The sequence below is a fragment of the Variovorax sp. P5_A3 genome, assembly GCF_056400665.1.
Genome location: NZ_JBFUKW010000021.1, coordinates 89724 through 106184, shown reverse-complemented (window position 1 = coordinate 106184; position 16461 = coordinate 89724). Strand labels below are relative to the sequence as shown.

The 16461-nt window shown below is 68.7% G+C and carries 16 protein-coding genes and 1 pseudogene; 15 read left to right on the top strand and 2 right to left on the bottom strand.

All coding sequences use genetic code 11. The annotated features are described in order from the left end of the window. Nucleotides 1–4: 4 nt before the first annotated feature. From AC1D3B_RS26650 to AC1D3B_RS26625, 6 genes are read left to right on the top strand one after another with little or no spacing between them, the layout of a single operon-like run. Nucleotides 5–1222: an SfnB family sulfur acquisition oxidoreductase gene (locus AC1D3B_RS26650; RefSeq protein WP_478193671.1), complete on the top strand. Its 1218-nt coding sequence runs from the start codon at nt 5–7 to the stop codon at nt 1220–1222. Between the two features lie 37 nt (nt 1223–1259). Continuing rightward, nucleotides 1260–2864 (top strand): ABC transporter substrate-binding protein, encoded by a 1605-nt coding sequence (locus AC1D3B_RS26645; RefSeq protein ID WP_478193670.1) that lies wholly within the window; start codon nt 1260–1262, stop codon nt 2862–2864. A 16-nt stretch (nt 2865–2880) separates the two neighbouring features. Further along, nucleotides 2881–3771, top strand: coding sequence for an ABC transporter permease (locus AC1D3B_RS26640; RefSeq protein WP_478193669.1), 891 nt, complete (start codon nt 2881–2883; stop codon nt 3769–3771). Beyond that, nucleotides 3768–4607 (top strand): ABC transporter permease, encoded by an 840-nt coding sequence (locus AC1D3B_RS26635; RefSeq protein ID WP_478193668.1) that lies wholly within the window; start codon nt 3768–3770, stop codon nt 4605–4607. Before AC1D3B_RS26640 ends, AC1D3B_RS26635 begins: the two co-directional genes overlap by 4 nt. Next, nucleotides 4604–5581 carry an ABC transporter ATP-binding protein gene (locus AC1D3B_RS26630; RefSeq protein WP_478193667.1) on the top strand — a complete coding sequence of 326 codons (978 nt, stop codon included), beginning with the start codon at nt 4604–4606 and terminating at the stop codon, nt 5579–5581. Before AC1D3B_RS26635 ends, AC1D3B_RS26630 begins: the two co-directional genes overlap by 4 nt. Further along, entirely contained in the window at nt 5578–6588 is a 1011-nt protein-coding gene (locus AC1D3B_RS26625) for an oligopeptide/dipeptide ABC transporter ATP-binding protein (RefSeq protein WP_478193666.1), read from the top strand. Before AC1D3B_RS26630 ends, AC1D3B_RS26625 begins: the two co-directional genes overlap by 4 nt. A gap of 29 nt (nt 6589–6617) precedes the next feature. Here the strand turns inward: AC1D3B_RS26625 and AC1D3B_RS26620 are convergent, their stop codons facing one another. Further along, nucleotides 6618–6932, bottom strand: a complete 315-nt coding sequence (locus tag AC1D3B_RS26620; RefSeq protein ID WP_478193665.1) for a LysR family transcriptional regulator — start codon at nt 6930–6932, stop codon at nt 6618–6620. Between the two features lie 227 nt (nt 6933–7159). Here AC1D3B_RS26620 and AC1D3B_RS26615 point away from each other — a divergent pair, with 227 nt between their 5' ends. Genes AC1D3B_RS26615 through AC1D3B_RS26590 form a run of 6 tightly spaced genes read left to right on the top strand, consistent with a single transcriptional unit; the run spans nt 7160 to nt 13783 of the window. Then, a complete protein-coding gene (locus AC1D3B_RS26615; RefSeq protein ID WP_478193664.1) occupies nt 7160–8674 on the top strand; it encodes an amidohydrolase family protein in 1515 nt (504 codons plus the stop codon). 30 nt (nt 8675–8704) lie between these two features. After that, nucleotides 8705–9820: an ABC transporter substrate-binding protein gene (locus tag AC1D3B_RS26610; protein ID WP_478193663.1), complete on the top strand. Its 1116-nt coding sequence runs from the start codon at nt 8705–8707 to the stop codon at nt 9818–9820. Continuing rightward, nucleotides 9810–10682, top strand: a complete 873-nt coding sequence (locus AC1D3B_RS26605; protein ID WP_478193662.1) for an ABC transporter permease — start codon at nt 9810–9812, stop codon at nt 10680–10682. Before AC1D3B_RS26610 ends, AC1D3B_RS26605 begins: the two co-directional genes overlap by 11 nt. A gap of 20 nt (nt 10683–10702) precedes the next feature. Then, a complete protein-coding gene (locus AC1D3B_RS26600; RefSeq protein WP_478193661.1) occupies nt 10703–11506 on the top strand; it encodes an ABC transporter permease in 804 nt (267 codons plus the stop codon). A 21-nt stretch (nt 11507–11527) separates the two neighbouring features. Next, a complete protein-coding gene (locus AC1D3B_RS26595) occupies nt 11528–12391 on the top strand; it encodes an ABC transporter ATP-binding protein (RefSeq protein ID WP_478193660.1) in 864 nt (287 codons plus the stop codon). Between the two features lie 42 nt (nt 12392–12433). Further along, nucleotides 12434–13783 (top strand): LLM class flavin-dependent oxidoreductase, encoded by a 1350-nt coding sequence (locus AC1D3B_RS26590; RefSeq protein ID WP_478193659.1) that lies wholly within the window; start codon nt 12434–12436, stop codon nt 13781–13783. Nucleotides 13784–13798: 15 nt separating this feature from the next. On the opposite strand, the pseudogene AC1D3B_RS26585 reads toward AC1D3B_RS26590, so the two are convergent. After that, nucleotides 13799–13963, bottom strand: a pseudogene (locus tag AC1D3B_RS26585) (GNAT family N-acetyltransferase); the annotation flags it as partial. Nucleotides 13964–14075: 112 nt separating this feature from the next. Here AC1D3B_RS26585 and AC1D3B_RS26580 point away from each other — a divergent pair. The 3 genes from AC1D3B_RS26580 to AC1D3B_RS26570 are packed head-to-tail and all read left to right on the top strand — an operon-like array spanning nt 14076 to nt 16457. Next, nucleotides 14076–15002, top strand: coding sequence for a TauD/TfdA dioxygenase family protein (locus AC1D3B_RS26580; RefSeq protein WP_478193658.1), 927 nt, complete (start codon nt 14076–14078; stop codon nt 15000–15002). 18 nt (nt 15003–15020) lie between these two features. After that, nucleotides 15021–16265 carry an acyl-CoA dehydrogenase family protein gene (locus AC1D3B_RS26575; RefSeq protein ID WP_478193657.1) on the top strand — a complete coding sequence of 415 codons (1245 nt, stop codon included), beginning with the start codon at nt 15021–15023 and terminating at the stop codon, nt 16263–16265. 42 nt (nt 16266–16307) lie between these two features. Beyond that, nucleotides 16308–16457, top strand: coding sequence for a winged helix-turn-helix transcriptional regulator (locus AC1D3B_RS26570; protein WP_478193709.1), 150 nt, complete (start codon nt 16308–16310; stop codon nt 16455–16457). The last annotated feature ends 4 nt before the right edge of the window (nt 16458–16461 follow it).

Sequence of the window (16461 nt, the reverse complement as noted above, 5' to 3'; positions counted from 1 at the left end):
CCCCGTGTCCGCTCTCCCCTCCCACGCCACCGCCGATGCGCCGACCGCCACCCTGATCCGTAACGACGCACAGGCCCTGGCGGTCGCCCGTCAACTGGCCACCCGCTTCGCACCCGGCGCGGCGGAGCGCGACCGGCAGCGTGCCCTGCCCTTCGCCGAGATCGACCTCTACGCGCAAAGCGGCCTCTGGGGCCTCACCGTGCCGCGCGCCTTCGGCGGGCCGGCCGTGTCGCACGTGACCTTGTCCGAGGTGACGGCCCTCATTTCCGAGGCAGACCCGGCGATCGGCCAGATCCCGCAGAACCACCACTGCCTGGTCGATGCGATCCGGCTGGTCGGCACCCCGGAGCAGCAGCGCTTCTTCTTCGCCGAGGCGCTCGCCGGGCGCCGTTTCGGCAATGCCGTCTCGGAGACCGGCACCGCGAACGCCAAGGTGGTCAAGACCCGGCTGACCCGCACGCCCGACGGCCTGCGCCTCGACGGGCGCAAGGCCTATTCGACCGGCGCGCTGTTCGCTCACTGGGTCCCGGTGGCGGCCCTCGACGATGAGGACCGGCAGGTGCTCGTGTACGTGGAGCGCCACGCACCCGGCCTCACGGTCGAGGACGACTGGAACGGCTTCGGTCAGCGCACGACGGCCAGCGGCACGGTGATCGCCGACAACGTCGCCGTCACGCCGCTGCAGGTTGTGGCCCGGCACCGCCTGTTCGAGCCGCCCACGATTCATGGCGCCTTCGCCCAGTTGCTGCACGCGGCAATCGACCTCGGCATCGCGCGCGCGGCGCTTTCCGACCTGCGTCACTGGGTGCGCGAGCGCGCGCGGCCCTGGGCCGACAGCGGCGTCGCGCACGCCACCCAGGACCCGCTCACGCTGTCGCGCATCGGCGAACTCGTGATCCGGCTGCACGCGGCCGAACTGCTGCAGGAGCGGGCCGCCCGCCATCTCGACACGGCGCGCGACGCCGCCGGTGCGGCGTCGGTGACCGAGGCGTCAATCGCCGTGGCGGAGGCGAAGGTCGCCACCACGCAGATCGCGCTCGACGCCAGCAGCAGCCTGATCGAGCTCGCAGGCACCCAGTCGACGCTGGCCGAGCACAACCTCGACCGCCATTGGCGCAACGCCCGCACCCACACCGTGCATGACCCGCTGCGCTGGAAATTCCATGCCGTCGGCGACTTCTGGTTGAACGGCACCGAGCCGCACCGCCACGCCTCGCTCTGAGCCCGGCCCCTTCTTCACCCTCTGGATCGAAACTCCCATGCAACGACGTCATCTGCTCCGGGTCGGCTCTGGCGCCGGCTTCCTGGCCGCCCTGCCCGCCACCCTTCCGCTCGCCCACGCCCAGTCCCGAAAGGAAACAGTACGCGTGCTGGCCGAAGGCACGCCCAACTCGCGCGACCCGCACGGCGAGGGCGTGAGCCGCGAGTCGCTCGGCACCTTCACCAACATCTACGACCGGCTGATCAACTTCGACCGCATCGAGCTGCCTTCGGGCGTGTACCGCTACGACTACTCGCGCTTCAAGGGCGAGCTGGCCGAGCGCTTCGAGCAGTCGGCCGACGGCAAGACGCTCACCTTCCATCTGCGCCGCAACGCGAGCTTCCACGACGGATCGCCGGTGACCGCGAGCGATGTCAAATGGTCCCTCGACCGAGCCGTCGGCCTGCCGGCCTCCAAGCGCCAACTGGCCACCGGATCGCTGACCGATCCCGCGCAGTTCACCGTCGTCGATGCGCACACCCTGCGGATCACGCTGCCACGCGCCGACCGCTACACGCTGCCCAACCTGGCGCTGACCTTTGCATCGGTGCTCAATGCCGAGCTGGCCAAAAAGCATGCGACGGCCGCTGATCCGTGGGCGGCCGAGTGGGTGCGCAACAACGCAGCCGGTGGCGGTGCCTATCGCATCGAAACGTGGACGCCGGGCCAGCAGGTGATCTACGCCCGCTTCGACGACTGGAAGAGCGGTGCGCTGCCGTACGTGCGGCGGGCCGTGTTCCACACCGTGCCCACCGCGGCGACGCGCTCGGCCGCCTTGCAGCGCGGCGACGCCGACGTGGCGCTGCAGCTGCCGCCCAAGGACATCGACGCGCTCGGGGAGCTCAACACGCTGCAGGTGGTGTCGGTGCCGGTGACCAACTCGTTTCGATTCATCGCCTTCAACACGCGCGCCAAGCCCTTCGACGACGTGCGCGTGCGCCAGGCCGTGGCCTATGCGTTGCCCTACACCAGCCTGTTCCGCGGCGCCAGCTTTGGGCACGGCCAGCCTCTGTTCGGCGCCCCGTCGGCCAAGCTCGCGACCAGCGCATTTCCGCAACCATACCCGTACGACACGCAGTTGCAGAAGGCCAGAGAGCTGCTCGCCGCGGCCGGCTATCCGCAGGGATTCAAGACCAGCTTCAGCTACAACGTCGGCGACGCCACCATCGGCGAGCCGGCCGCGCTGCTGGTGCAAGAGGCCCTGTCGAAGATCGGCATCGCCGTGACGATCGAGAAGGTGCCCGGCGCCCAATGGGGCACGCTGCAGACCGACAAGAAGCTGCCCTTCTACATCGATACCTCCTCGGCCTGGTTCAACGACCCGGACTACTTCTTTCGCATCTTCTTCCAGGGCGACTGGCGCTGGAACTTCGGCTCCTTCGAGAATCCCGAGCTCGGCAAGCTGGTCGAGCAGGCGCGCTGGGAGACCGACAAAGCCAAGTACGACGCGCTGATCCGCCAGGCGATCCAGATCGTCTTCCGGGAGCTGCCGATCGTCCCGCTATGGCTGCCTTCCTACGACGTCGCCCTGCAGCCGGATCTCGCGAACTTCACCTACTACATCCACGGCCAGGTCGACTTCCGGCCGCTCACGCGGACGTGAAGCGGCGCCTTTCACCATGATCGTGCGGCGCTTGCTCGCTACGGTGCCGATCGTGATCGGCGCTGCGGTGTTCACCTTCTTCCTCACACGCGTGCTGCCCGGCGATGCGGCGTCGTTCCTCGCGTCCGGGCAGGCCACGCCGGCCGAGATCGCACAACTGCGCCAATCGCTCGGGCTCGACCACCCGCTGCCCGAGCAACTGCTGAACTACCTTGTCCAGCTCGCGCGGGGCCGCCCGCTGGGGGGGCCCGCGCCCCCGCGGCCGGGCTCCTGGATCGACCACCTGTGCCGCGCGGTCGGCACGGCAGGCAGTTGCGCGCCGACCTTCGTGGTCGGGCTGCTGCTGATCTACGCCTTCTATTTCCTGTTGGGCTGGGCGGCCGAGCCCGTCGGGCGAATCGACGCCCTGATGGCGCCGCCACCGATGCGCACCGGCTTCCTGCTGATCGACGCGCTGCTCGCGGGCGACTTCGCCGCCTGGCGTTCGGCGCTGTCGCACCTGCTGCTGCCCGGCGTGTCGATGGCCCTGTTCTCGGTGGCGCCGCTGGCGCGCATCACGCGCTCGGCGATGCTCTCGGTGCTGGCCAGCGACTTCATGCGCACCGCGCGCGCACTCGGCCTTCCCCGCAGGCGCGTGCTCATCGGCTATGCGCTGCGCAACGCCCTGCTGCCGGTGCTCACCACGCTGGGCATGGTCTTCTCGTACATGCTCGGCGCCAACGTGGTGGTCGAGAAGCTGTTCGCCTGGCCGGGCATCGGCAGCTACGCGCTCGACGCGCTCATGGCCTCCGACCCGGCGCCGGTGCAGGGCTTCGTGCTGCTGGTCGCGACGCTGTTCGCGGGTGTCAACCTGTTGGTCGACCTGGCAGGCGCGGCGGCCGACCCGCGCTTGTCGGCCGCGCGATGAAGCCGCTTCGCCCTGTCCGTGACCGGCTCGCCATCGCGCGCGGCTGGCTTCCGCTGTTGCCGGCAGGGGCTCTCCTGCTCCTGGCGCTCCTGGGGCCGGCCATCGCACCGCAGGACCCGTTCGCCACCGACGTCGCCATCGGCCTGCAGCCGCCCTCGGCCGCGCACTGGTTCGGCACCGACCAGCTCGGGCGCGACGTCCTGAGCCGGGTGATCTGGGCCACGCGACTCGACATGGCCATTGCGTTCTCGGCCGTGTCGATGTCCGCCATTGCCGGCAACCTGGTGGGCGCCGCCTGCGGCTTCCTGGGCGGCGCACTGGACCGCTGGGTCGGCCGGCTGGTCGATGTTCTGATGGCCTTTCCGCTCTTTGTCGTGGCCATGGCGCTGGTCGCCGCCCTCGGCAATTCGGTGGGCAGCGTCATCTACGCCACCGCGCTCATCAATCTGCCCTTCTACATCAGGCTCTCGCGTGCCGAAGTGGCGGTGCGCCGGCACGCCAGCTACGTGCTGGCCGCGCGCCTCGGCGGCGCGGGCGACGCCCGCTTGCTGTTCGGCGTGCTCCTTCCCAACGTGCTGCCGATGCTGGCAGTCCAGGTGTCGCTCAATCTGGGATGGGCCATCCTCAACGGCGCGGGGCTGTCCTTCATCGGGCTGGGCGTGCGCCCGCCGACGCCCGAGTGGGGCGTGCTGGTGAGCGAAGGCGCCCAGTTCATCCTTACTGGGCAATGGTGGGTCGCACTCTTCCCGGGCCTGGCGCTGTTCGCGGCCGTCTACGCGTTCACGCTCGCCGGTGATGCCCTGCGCGACCGCCTCGACCCGAGGCAGCGCCCGTGACGGCTTCAGGAGAACTGCTCGACGTGCGGGGTCTCTCGGTGCGGTTCCTGCGCGCCGACGGCGCCCATGTGCATGCACTGGATGACATCACCTTCGACCTGGTTGAAGGCGAGACCCTCGCACTCGTTGGCGAGTCGGGCTCCGGCAAATCGGTCACGGCTCTCGCGCTGGCCGGCCTGCTGGATCCGACCGCCGAGATCCTTGGAGGCAGCGTGCGTCTGCGGGGTCGCGAACTGCTGGGGGCCGGCGAGCCCGTGCTGAGGTCGGTCCGCGGCAGCGAGATCGCGCTGATCTTCCAGAACCCGAGCCGCTCGCTGAACCCGATCCGCCGGGTCGGCGATCAGATCGTGGATGCACTGCAGGCGCGACGCCCTCAACCGTTGCGCGAGGCGCATGCGCGAGCGATCGAACTGCTGGGCCAGGTCGGGATCGCCGACCCCGCGACGCGCGCGCGTGCCTATCCGTGGCAGATGTCCGGCGGCATGTGCCAGCGCGTGATGATTGCGTTGGCGCTCAGCGGCGAGCCGGCGCTGCTGGTGGCCGACGAGCCCACCACGGGCCTGGACGTGACGACGCAGGCCGCTGTGATGGCGCTGATCGCGACCGAGGCGCGGGCGCGCCGCATGGCCACGTTGCTGATCACGCACGACCTGGCACTGGCCTCCCAATACTGCGACCGTGTGGCCGTGATGCATGCAGGCCACCTGGTCGAAGTGGCGCCGGTACGGCGCCTGTTCGAGGCCCCCGCCCACCCCTACACCCAGCACCTGATCGATGCGACCCCCCGGCGCGGACTGTCGCTGGAGAACTTGCGCGCCGTGCCCGGCGAACTGCCTGACCTCGCACGCGATGACCTGCCGGCTTGCCGATTTGCGGAGCGCTGCGAACGCCGCATCGACGGCGACTGCGACCGCCCGCCTTCATTGACGCTCGTCGCCACCCGACATCAGAGCGCCTGCTGGAACCCGCTGTGAGCGAAACGCTGCTCGAGGTGCGCCACTTGCGCAAGAGCTATTCCCTGCCCGGCGCGGTGCCGGCGCGTTGGCTCGCTCGTGCGCGGGTGCCACGGCTGCAGGCCGTTGACGACGTGGGTTTCGAGATCGCCCGGGGCGAGGCGCTCGGGCTGGTCGGGGAATCCGGTTGCGGAAAGTCGACGCTCGCCGGCCTTGTCGCCCGCCTCGACGATCCCGACAGCGGGGAGATCCGCTTCAAGGGCGAGGACCTCGCGCGCTGGGCGGCACGAACGGCCGCGCGCGCGCCCTGGCGCTCCGACATCCAAATGGTGTTCCAGGACCCGGGCGACAGCCTCGACCCGCGGCGGAACGCCTTCGATGCGATTGCGGCGCCGCTGCGTCTGCTCAAGGGCCTGTCGGGAGACGCATTGCGCCGACGCGTGCACGCGGCCGCCGAGCATGCACGCCTGCCGGCGACCCTGCTGGCGCGACGGCCGCATCAGCTGTCAGGGGGGCAGGCGGCACGCGTGGGCATTGCGCGCGCGCTCGCTCTCGAGCCGGCGCTGCTGGTTCTGGACGAGCCGACCAGCGCGCTCGACGTCTCGATACAACTCGGCATCCTGCGCCTGCTCGACGAGCTCCGGCGAGATCTCGGCATCAGCTATCTGTTCGTCTCGCACGATCTGCAGGTGGTGCGGCTGTTGTGCCAAAGAGTGCTCGTGATGTACCTGGGGCGTATCGTCGAGGCTGGCGAAACCGCCCAGGTATTCGATCATCCGGCGCACCCTTATTCGGAGGCACTGGCCTCGGCGGCCCCTCTTTTCGGTGGCGTGCCCGGCGCGCGGCCGTTGCCGCTGTCTGGCGAGCCACGCAGCCCGATCGATCCCTCGCCCCAGGTCTGTCGCTTCGAGGATCGCTGCCTTCGCGCCGAGGCCGAGTGCAGGCTGCGCATGCCACAGCTGCACGCGATCGCGGCGCGGCGGGCCGTGGCCTGTCATTTTCCGCTCCCACACGCGGCGCCATCCTGAGCAGGGTGCGCGGCGTTCGCGCGGCGGCGCTACGGGGCCGCGCGCGCGCGTAGCTCCGAGTGGATCCTTGCCGTCAGGTCGACCACCGACTGGCTGCGGCGCAGAAGCACCTGCCCGGCATCGGTCAGGCTTACCGCGCGCGTGCTTCGATTGAGCAACTTGACACCGACCTGTTGCTCGAGTTCGGTCATGCACTTGCTCACGGTCGACTTCGACAGTTGTAGCTCCGACGCGGCGACCGTCAGGTTGCGATGCTTGGCCACTTCACGGAAGGCCTTGATCTGTTCGAGGGAGAAAAGACAGTGGGGGCCAGCCGGCGGCCGGAGATGCAACGGAACGGTCATGAGAGAAAGAAGCGAAAGGACGAGGCACATGCTAGGTGGGCAGACCCTTTCTTCCAACTCGTGAACTCCCTATGGATATGCGAAAAGCACTCGCGCACCCACCTTCCATGGACCGCGCGCTTCGATATGCGAGGCGCACCTAAGCAAGTGCGAAAGCCTTCCTTGGGCGCCGCAACGCGTGCGCCTAACCTGCCAGTCGTATCCAAGTCATGTCCAAGGAGACACCCGTGAACGACCGATTGAGCCCCGTGCGCGCATCGCGATCCGCCGCCGTGAAAGCCGGCCTCCGGCATCCGGTAATCGATACCGACGTGCACGTCAACGACTACGCACCGGCGCTCGAGGACTACATCCAGCACTATGGCGGCAATGCACTGGTGGACGCCCTGCGCAAGGCCCTGGGCGGACGCTTCGTCACCCGCAACGGCGGCGGCAAGGACTGGTACCAGCAGACGCCCGATGAGCGCCAGTACCACCGCACCCTGAGAGCGCCGTGGTGGGCGCGCGTCACGCGCAACACCTACGACCTCGCGACCTACACGCTGCCCGCGCTGCTGCACGAGCGATTGGCCGAGCAGGGCTCCGACTACTCGGTGCTGTTTCCCAACGACGTGCTGTCGCCCGCCGCCGCGGGCAGCGAGTTCCGCCAGCCCCTGCATCGCGCCATCAACCACTTCCACGCGGACCAGTACCGCCCCTACGCGGACCGCCTCACGCCAGTGGCCGGCATCCCGCTTCACACGCCGCAGGAAGGCATCGAGGAACTGGAGTTCGCGGTCAAGACGCTGGGATTGAAGGTGATCAACATCGCCGGCGGCGTGCGGCGGCCGATCCGTGCGATCGCGGACAAGTACCCTCCCAAGGAACATCCCGAAATCGCCAAGCAGACGGGCTACATCGATTTCTACGGGATCGACAGCGAGCACGACTACGACCCGTTCTGGGCGAAGGTGGTGGAGCTCGGCGTGCCGGTCACCACCCACTACGGCAGCCAGGGCTGGACCGGGCGGCAGTCGATCAGCAACTACATGAACAACCACATCGGCCATTTCGCCGACGGTTCACAGGCCTTCGCCAAGGCGCTGTTCTTTGGCGGCGTGACCCGGCGCTTCCCCGGGCTGCGCGTCGGGCTGCTCGAAGGCGGGGCCGACTGGGGCTCGCATGTCTACACCCATCTGGTCGATCGCTTCGAAAAGCGCAACCGCATCGCGGTGCGCAACTACGACCCCGCGGAGGCCGATGTCGAACTGCTGGCGTCGCTGTTCGAGCGCTACGGCGGCGACCTGCTCAATGGCCGCGCGATCGACAAGTCGACATTGCTGCGCGACAGCCTCGGCATCTCGGCGCTGCCGCACAGCCGAGAGCCAGACGTCTCCGAGATCGACGATTTCGCGCTGGCCGGCATCGAGCGCGTGGAAGACATCCGCGACCGTTGGGTGAACAGCTTCTACTTCGGCTCCGAGGCCGACGACCGCACCGTGGCGGTGGCCTTCAACGACCGCGTGAATCCGCTCGGCGTGAAGATCAATGCCATCTGGTCGTCCGATGTCGGCCACTGGGACGTGCCGGAGTTCACCGAGCCGCTGGCCGAGAGCTGGGACCTGGTCGAGCAGGGCGTCATCACGGCGGGTGACTTCAAGGCGCTGGTGTTCGACAACCCGCACCGCTTCTACACCGAGGCCAATCCGCGCTTCTTCGAGGGTACGGAGGTCGGCCGCAAGCTGAGCCTGCCGACGCCCTGACCCGCCCCTGTCCACCTCCGAAAGAACGCCATGCATACCGCCATGCCCCGCCTGCGTCGATGGGCCGCCGCCCTGTCCGTCCTGCTCCTGCTGTCGCTGGAGGCGGCGCAGGTGCAGGCCGCACCGCCCGAGGTGATCCGCATCGGCGTGGCCTCCGCGGGCGGGGGCGACCCCGTCACCTTCGGCGGCTCGCCCGGCGGGCTGGTGCGGGTCAACAACTGGCTGGAGGAGGAGTTCAAGCCTTCCGGCATCCAGGTCGAGTGGCTGTTCTTCAAAGGCGCCGGCCCGGCCGTGAACGAGGCGCTGTCGAACAAGCAGATCGACTTCGCCTACCAGGGCGACCTGCCGCAGATCGTCGGCCGCTCCAACGGCCTGAAGACCAAGCTGCTGGCGGTCAGCGGCGCGCGCAACAACCTCTACGTGGTGACGCCAAAGGATTCCCCGATCCGCTCGATCAAGGACCTGAAGGACCGCAAGGTCTCGATCTTCCGCGGCACCAACGGCCACCTGGTCGCCATCAACGTGCTGGCCGGCAACGGCCTGACGGAGCGCGACCTCAAGGGCGTCAACCTCGATGCGGGCAGCGCGCAGGCGGCGCTGGTCTCCAATGGCGTGGATGCCGCCTTCGGTGGCTACGAGTGGTTCAAGGTGCGCGACGCCGGGCTGGCCAACATCGTCTACTCGACCCAGGGCCAGGACCCGGCGCTGACCCGCCAGGCCTCGCTGCTGGTGCGCAGCGAGTTCGAGGAGGCCCACCAGGCGGAGGTGCAGCGCGTGGTCGACGTCTTCGTGCGCGCCGCCCACTGGGCGTCCGAGGAGAAGAACCGCGAAGAGCTCTTCAAGGTCTGGTCGCGCAGCGGCGTGCCGGTCGCCTCCTGGGCAGCGGAGTTCGACAAGCAGTCGCTCGCCAGCCGCAATTCGCCGCTCGTGGACGAGTTCATCCTCGGGCGCTACAAGGCGGTCGTGGCCGATGCACTCAAGCTCAAGCTGATCCGCAACCCCGTCACGGTGGACGACTGGTTCGACACCCGCTATCTGCGCAACTCGCTGAAGAAGCAGGGCCTGGAGAACTACTGGACCGCCTACGACGCCAAGGGCCAGCCGAAGAAGTCGCAGCAGTCGGTGGCGGCGGCGAATGGCCGCTGAGCCCGCTGCGCTCGCGGCGGGCGGCCACCTGGAAGTGGCACGGGGCCACCCGGTTGCGCGCCGAGGCAAGCCGGCGCCCGCCGAGCCCGTGCCGCGCTGGCGGCGCGTGGTCGACGGCCTGCTGCCATGGCTGCTGCCTGCCAGCCTGCTGGCACTGTGGACCGTGGGCGCCGAGCACGGCTGGATCTCGCCGCAGGTCCTGCCCTCGCCGCAATTCGTCTACGAGACGCTGCGCGACCTGGCGACGAGCGGCGATCTCTGGCTCCACGTGAGCGCCAGCCTGCAGCGCGTGCTCGTCGGCTTCGTGGGCGGCGCGCTGCTCGGGCTGCTGCTGGGCTCGGCGATGGGCCTCTCGCGCCGCTTCGAGGCCTATGTACTGCCGACCTTCAATGCGCTGGTGCAGATCCCGGTACTCGGCTGGCTGCCCTTCGTGCTCCTGCTCGTGGGCATCGGCGAGCCGCTCAAGTACATCCTCATCGCCAAGGCTGCGATGGTGCCGGTGGCGCTCAACACCCTGCAGGGCTTTCGGCAGACGCCCGCGGCCCTGCGCGAGGTGGGCCAGGCCTATGGCTACAGCCGCCGCCAGCAGGTGCTGGAGATCGTGCTGCCGCATGCCGTTCCGACGCTGTTCACCGGCCTGCGCCTGGGCTTCACCAAGGCCTGGCTGTCGCTGGTGGTGGTCGAACTCGTGGCCTCCAGCGAAGGTCTCGGCTACCTGATCGTCTACGGGCGCCAGTTGTTCCAGCTCGATCTCGTGATGGCCGCGGTCATCGTAGTCGGCGCCATCGGCTATGCGATCGACCGACTGCTCGATGTCGTCGAGCGCGTGGCCAACCGCCGTCGACCGGGGGCGGCGCGATGAGTGCGGCGGGGGCGGGGGGCATGTCGCGCGATGCCGCCGAACTGGCCACGATCCAGCCACTGCGCCCGGTCGACGGCAGCCGGTGGCGCGGCCTCCTGTTGCCCATCGCGGCCATCGCGCTGTGGTGGCTGGCCTCGCGGCTGGATCTCGTGAACTCGGCGCTGCTTGTGTCGCCCGGCAAGGTGCTCGCGACCGCAATCGACCAGGTCGCGAGCGGGCGCCTTTGGCGCGCCCTGGGCGCGAGCCTGGTGCGCGAGGTGACCGGCTTCGCGATCGGCACCGTGCTGGGCCTGCTGCTGGGCGCGCTGCTGGGGCTGTCGCCGCTGTTCAACCGCATCGTCGGGCCGAGTTTCAACACCTTCAAGCAGATCTCGCTTTTCGCCTGGATTCCACTGATCTCGGTGTGGTTCGGCCTCGGCGACGTGGCCAAGGTGGTGTTTCTCTCGCTGGCCGCGCTCGTGCCGGTGGTGGTGAACACCTGCGACGGGATCCGCACCACGCCGCCGGGGCTGCTCGAAGTGGCGCGGGTCTATGGCTATTCACGCCGGCAGACCGTTCTCGAGATCGTGCTGCCGGCAGCCATGCCCGCGATCTTCACCGGCATCTACCTGGCACTCATCTATTCGTGGCTGGCCACCATCGGCGCCGAATACCTGCTGGTGGCCGGTCGCGGCATCGGCAACCTGCTGATCGAGGGCAGCGAGCATTTCCAGATGGACCTGGTGATCTTCGGCATGTTCGTGATCGGCTTGGTCGGCTGGCTGATGAACGCCTTCGCGCGGCGGGTGGAACGCCGTCTCTCGCGCTGGACCGGCCGCACCTGAAACTCCTGCAAGGCACATGGCATGACCGAGACCGCAACGCGCACTTCCAAAGAACTCGATATCCGCGGCCTGGGCAAGCGCTACGCCAACACCCAGAGCGACAACGGCGAACTGCAGGTGCTCGAAGGCATCGACCTGCACGTGCCCGCGGGCCACTTCGTCAGCATCGTCGGCGCCAGCGGCTGCGGCAAGTCGACGCTGCTGCGGCTCGTGCTCGGCCTGGACGACCAGTACGAAGGCCAGATCCTGCTCGACGGCCAGCCGATCGCCGGGACCGGTCCCGAGCGCGGCATCGTGTTCCAGGACCACCGTCTCTTTCCCTGGCTTTCGGTCGAGCAGAACATCGCCGTCGGCCTGCGCAATGCGCCCTTCACGGCGGCGCAGAAGAAGGCGTTGGTGGCCGAGCACGTGGCGCTCGTCGGCCTGCAGGGCTTCGAGAGGTCCTGGCCGCACCAGATCTCCGGCGGCATGGCCCAGCGCGTGGCGATCGCGCGCGGCCTGGTCAACCGGCCGCGTGTGCTACTGCTGGACGAACCTTTCGGCGCACTCGATGCGCTGACCCGCTCGCGCCTGCAGAGCGAGTTGCAGCAGATCTGGCAGAAGGAGCGCATCACGATGCTGCTGGTCACGCACGATGTCGAGGAAGCGGTCTTCCTCGGCGACCAGGTGGTGGTAATGCAGCCCTCGCCCGGGCGCATCCGCCGCATCGTCGACATCGATCTGCCGCACCCGCGCAACCGCAGCGACCCGCGCTTCATCCGGCTTCGCGACGATGTGCTCGGCGACTTCCTCGACCTCCCGACCGACCCGCCGCCCGCGGAGGGGCAGCCCACGGCGCGCTGGCCGTCCGCCATCGGGCCGGCCGGCCTGCGGCTCGCCTGGTGAGCGTCGCGACCTCTTTCGACAACTTTCCCCGGACCCCAGACCATGACCGATTCCACGCGCCAGATCAAGCTGGGTGCCTTTCTCATGCAGACCGGCCACCACATCGCCGCTTGGCGCCATCCCTACGCGCAGGCGGATGCCGGCAGCAACTTCCGCCACTATGTCGATCTGGTGCGAAAGGCTGAAGCCGCGAAGTTCGATGCGATCTTTCTCGCCGATGCCGTGGGCGTGCGCAGCACCAACCTGCCCTCACTCTCGCGCACTGCGCGCGCCGACCACTTCGAGCCGCTCACGCTGCTGTCCGCACTCGCCGCGGTGACTGATCGCATCGGCCTCATCGCCACCGTCTCGACCTCCTTCAACGAACCGTTCAACGTCGCACGCAAGTTCGCCTCGCTCGACCAGATCAGCGGCGGGCGTTCGGGCTGGAACCTCGTGACCTCCAGCGGCGGCGCCGAGGCGCAGAACTTCAATCGCGACGAACATCTTGCGCACGCCCTGCGCTACGAACGCGCGGCCGAGTTCCACGATGTCGTCACGGGCCTGTGGGACAGCTGGGAAGACGACAGCTTTCCGCGCGACCAGGACAGCGGCGTCTATCTCGACCCCGACAAGCTGCATGTGCTCCACCACAAGGGCAAGCATTTCTCGGTACGCGGGCCGCTCAATGTCTCGCGCTCGCCGCAGGGCCGCCCGGTGGTGGTGCAGGCCGGCGCGTCGGAGGCCGGCAAGGATCTGGCTGCGCGCACTGCGGAGGTCATCTTCGTCGCCCATCAGACCTTCGACGAGGCCAAGGCGTTCTACGCCGACATCAAGGCGCGCGTGCGGTCGCACGGCCGCAACCCCGAAGACGTGAAGATCATGCCCGGCATCTTTCCGGTGGTGGGCCGCACGCAGGAAGAGGCCGACGAGAAGTTCCAACAGTTGCAGGACCTTGTCCATCCGACCGTCGGCCTTGAACTCCTGTCGACCGTGGTCGGCGGCTTCGACCTGTCGGGCTATCCGGTGGACGGCCCGTTGCCCGAACTGCCAGAGACCAACGGCCCGAAGAGCCGCCAGCGGCTGCTGGTCGATCTCGCACGGCGCGACAAGCTCAGCATCCGCGACCTGTACCTGCACATCGCCGGCGCGCGCGGGCACCGGCAGGTGGTCGGCACGCCCGAGCGCATCGCCGACCAACTGCAGCAGTGGTTCGAGGAAGGCGGCGCCGACGGTTTCAACATCATGTCGCCGTGGTTCCCGGGCGGCCTGGACGATTTCATCGATGGCGTGCTGCCCGAGTTGCGCCGTCGCGGCCTGTTCCGCAACGAGTACGACGGTCGCACCCTGCGCGAGCACCTGGGACTCAAGCGTCCGGTGCACCCTGCGCAGCGGGCGCTCGTGGCGGCCTGACTTCGCGCGGCCGCGTCAGGATTCGACCAGCACCTTCTTCATGAAGTAGCGCGAGAAGCCGGGCGGGTAGTCACCGATCTCGCCGAAGCATGCGTAGCCCAGGCGTTCGTAGAACGGCCGCGCCTGGAAGTCGAAGGTGTCGAGCCAGGCGCCCCGGCGGCCACGCGCGATGGCCGGCCGGCCTTGCGCCTTGTGCGCATAAGCAGACTCAAATCCCTTCTATCGCCGAGTCCCGATCGGTCGAACAATTCAGGACTCCGCGCGCCTGTCGCCCTCCTACCTCGACCCCGCCATGACTCACTCTTCGACGCTCGACGTCGCCCGACCGAGCCCGTCGGCTGCCGACCCATCGCCGCCGCCGGCCGCCTTTCACATCGCGCCGTTGCAGGCCGCACTCGGTGCCCAGGTGACGGGCCTCGATGCCACGCAGCCGTTGCCCGCGAGCCAGGTGCTTTCTCTCAAGAAGGCGCTGCTCGCGTATCACGTCCTCGTCATCAAAGACCAGCGGCTCGAGGACGACGCGTTCGCCCGACTCGCAAGCTATTTCGGCAGCGTGTTCCATCCGCCGGCCAACGTGCCAGTGCTGGGATCCGATCCCTATGGCGGCAACACGCCGGACATCGTGCATGTGTCGAACCTCGCCGGTGGCGTGCTTGGCCATGACGAGCTCTCGGCCCATGCCGACCATCATTGGACGCCCACACCATCTTCCGGCTCGCTGCTGTACGCGGTCGAGGTTCCCTCGGTCGGCGGCGACACCACCTGGTACAACCTGGCCCAGGCCTACGACGAGCTCGACGCCGGGACTCGGCGCGAGATCGACGGCCTCCAGCTCATCACCTACAACCCCTTCCTGCGCAAGCTCAAGCCGCTCGCCTCGGGTTTTCCGATGTATCGCACGCCGGATATCGAGCCGCTCTCCCCGTTCGAGGTGCATCCGCTGGTACGCACCCATCCGGACAGCGGCCGACGCATCCTGCACCTGGGCGCGCGCACCGAAGTCGAGATCGTCGGCGTCGAGCCGCAATACGGCGCGGCGCTGATTGCCCGCCTGCGCGAGCATCTGCTGCAGCCACGCCATGCCTACACGCATCGCTGGTCGGTGGGCGACATCGTGTACTGGGACAACCAGGCCACGCTGCACGCACGCAATGCGTTCGACAACGGGGAACGTCGGTTGCTCAAGCGCATCAGCCTCGCCGGCAGCCGGCCTTTCTGACGTTCATCTCTTGTTTGTATGACCCTGAACCTTCCCGCAGCACTCGACCATCCCTGGGGCGCACCGCCCACGAGCCGCTATGAAGCGCTCGCCGATGGCTTCCGCCCTGTCTTCGCGCGCATCCGCGCGGGCGCCGTCGAGCGCGACTTCGCGCACCGACTGCCGCACGAGGAAATCGGCTGGCTCAGGCAAGCCGGCTTCACCCGGCTGCGCCTGCCCAGCCAGCTCGGCGGGGCGAACGTCAGCCTGCCCGAGTTGTTCGCGCTCTTCATCGAACTCGGCGCAGCCGACACCAACGTCGTGAACGCGCTGCGGGCGCACTTCGGCTTCAAGGAAGACGTGTTGCTCGCGGCAGACTCGCCCTGGCGTGCCCAGTGGCTCGACCGCCTGTCGACCGGCGACTTGCTGGGCTCCGGCTTCTCCGAATCCGGCGACGCGAAGGTTGGCGCCTTCTCGACCCGGCTGCGTCTGACCGACGAGGGCTGGCGCCTGTCGGGGCGCAAGTTCTACACCACGGGATCGCTGTTCGCCGACTGGATCAATGCAGTCGCCGACAACGACGAGGGCGAGCCGGTGATGGTCGCGGTGCCGCGCACCGCTGCTGGCGTGGAGGTGGTGGACGACTGGGACGGCTTCGGCCAGGCGCTCACCGCCAGCGGCACGGCGCAGTTCGAGAACGTGGCCATCGATCCGCAGTGGATCAATCCGAACCCGGTGCGATTTCCCTATGCCTCGGCCTACTACCAGATGGTGCACCTGGCTTCGCTGGCGGGCATCGGACGGGCGTTGGCCGAGGACCTGGCCGAGCGCGTGCGCCAGCGGGACCGCACCTACAGCCATGGAAATTCGGCGCGTGTCGCCGACGACCCGCAAATCCTGCAGGTGGTCGGCCGCGTGCGCGGTGCGGCCTACGGCGCGGGCGCCATCGTGCTGCAGGCCGCGGCCGCGCTGCAGCGCGCGCACGACGCCCACCTCGACACCCAGGCCAGCGACCAGGGGCGCGCCGCCGCGGCGCTGGCGGCCCATGTCGAGGTGGACCAGGCGGTCTCGGTGGTCACCAGCCTGGTGCTGGAAGCAAGCACGGGGCTGTTCGACGCCCTGGGCGCATCGGCCACGCTGCGCACGCACGGCCTGGACCGTTACTGGCGCAATGCGCGCACCATCTCCTCGCACAACCCACGCATCTACCGCGAGCGCCAGGCGGGCGCCTTCGCAGTGAACGCCGCGCCGCCGCCGACCTTCTACCGCGTCGGCACCGCCTGAGGTGTCGACCGACCGCGCAGGAAGCCGACCGACCTCCAGGACCTGGCGCGGCGCAAGGTCTATGCAGAGGTGCCTCCGCGCGTGGAATACACGGTGACGGCACTCGGGAAAACGCTGCGCCCCCCCGCTGGACGCGCTGGCCCTGTCGATGCGGCGGCACCAGTCCGCACTGATTCCTGCGTCCTGAAATGAAGCG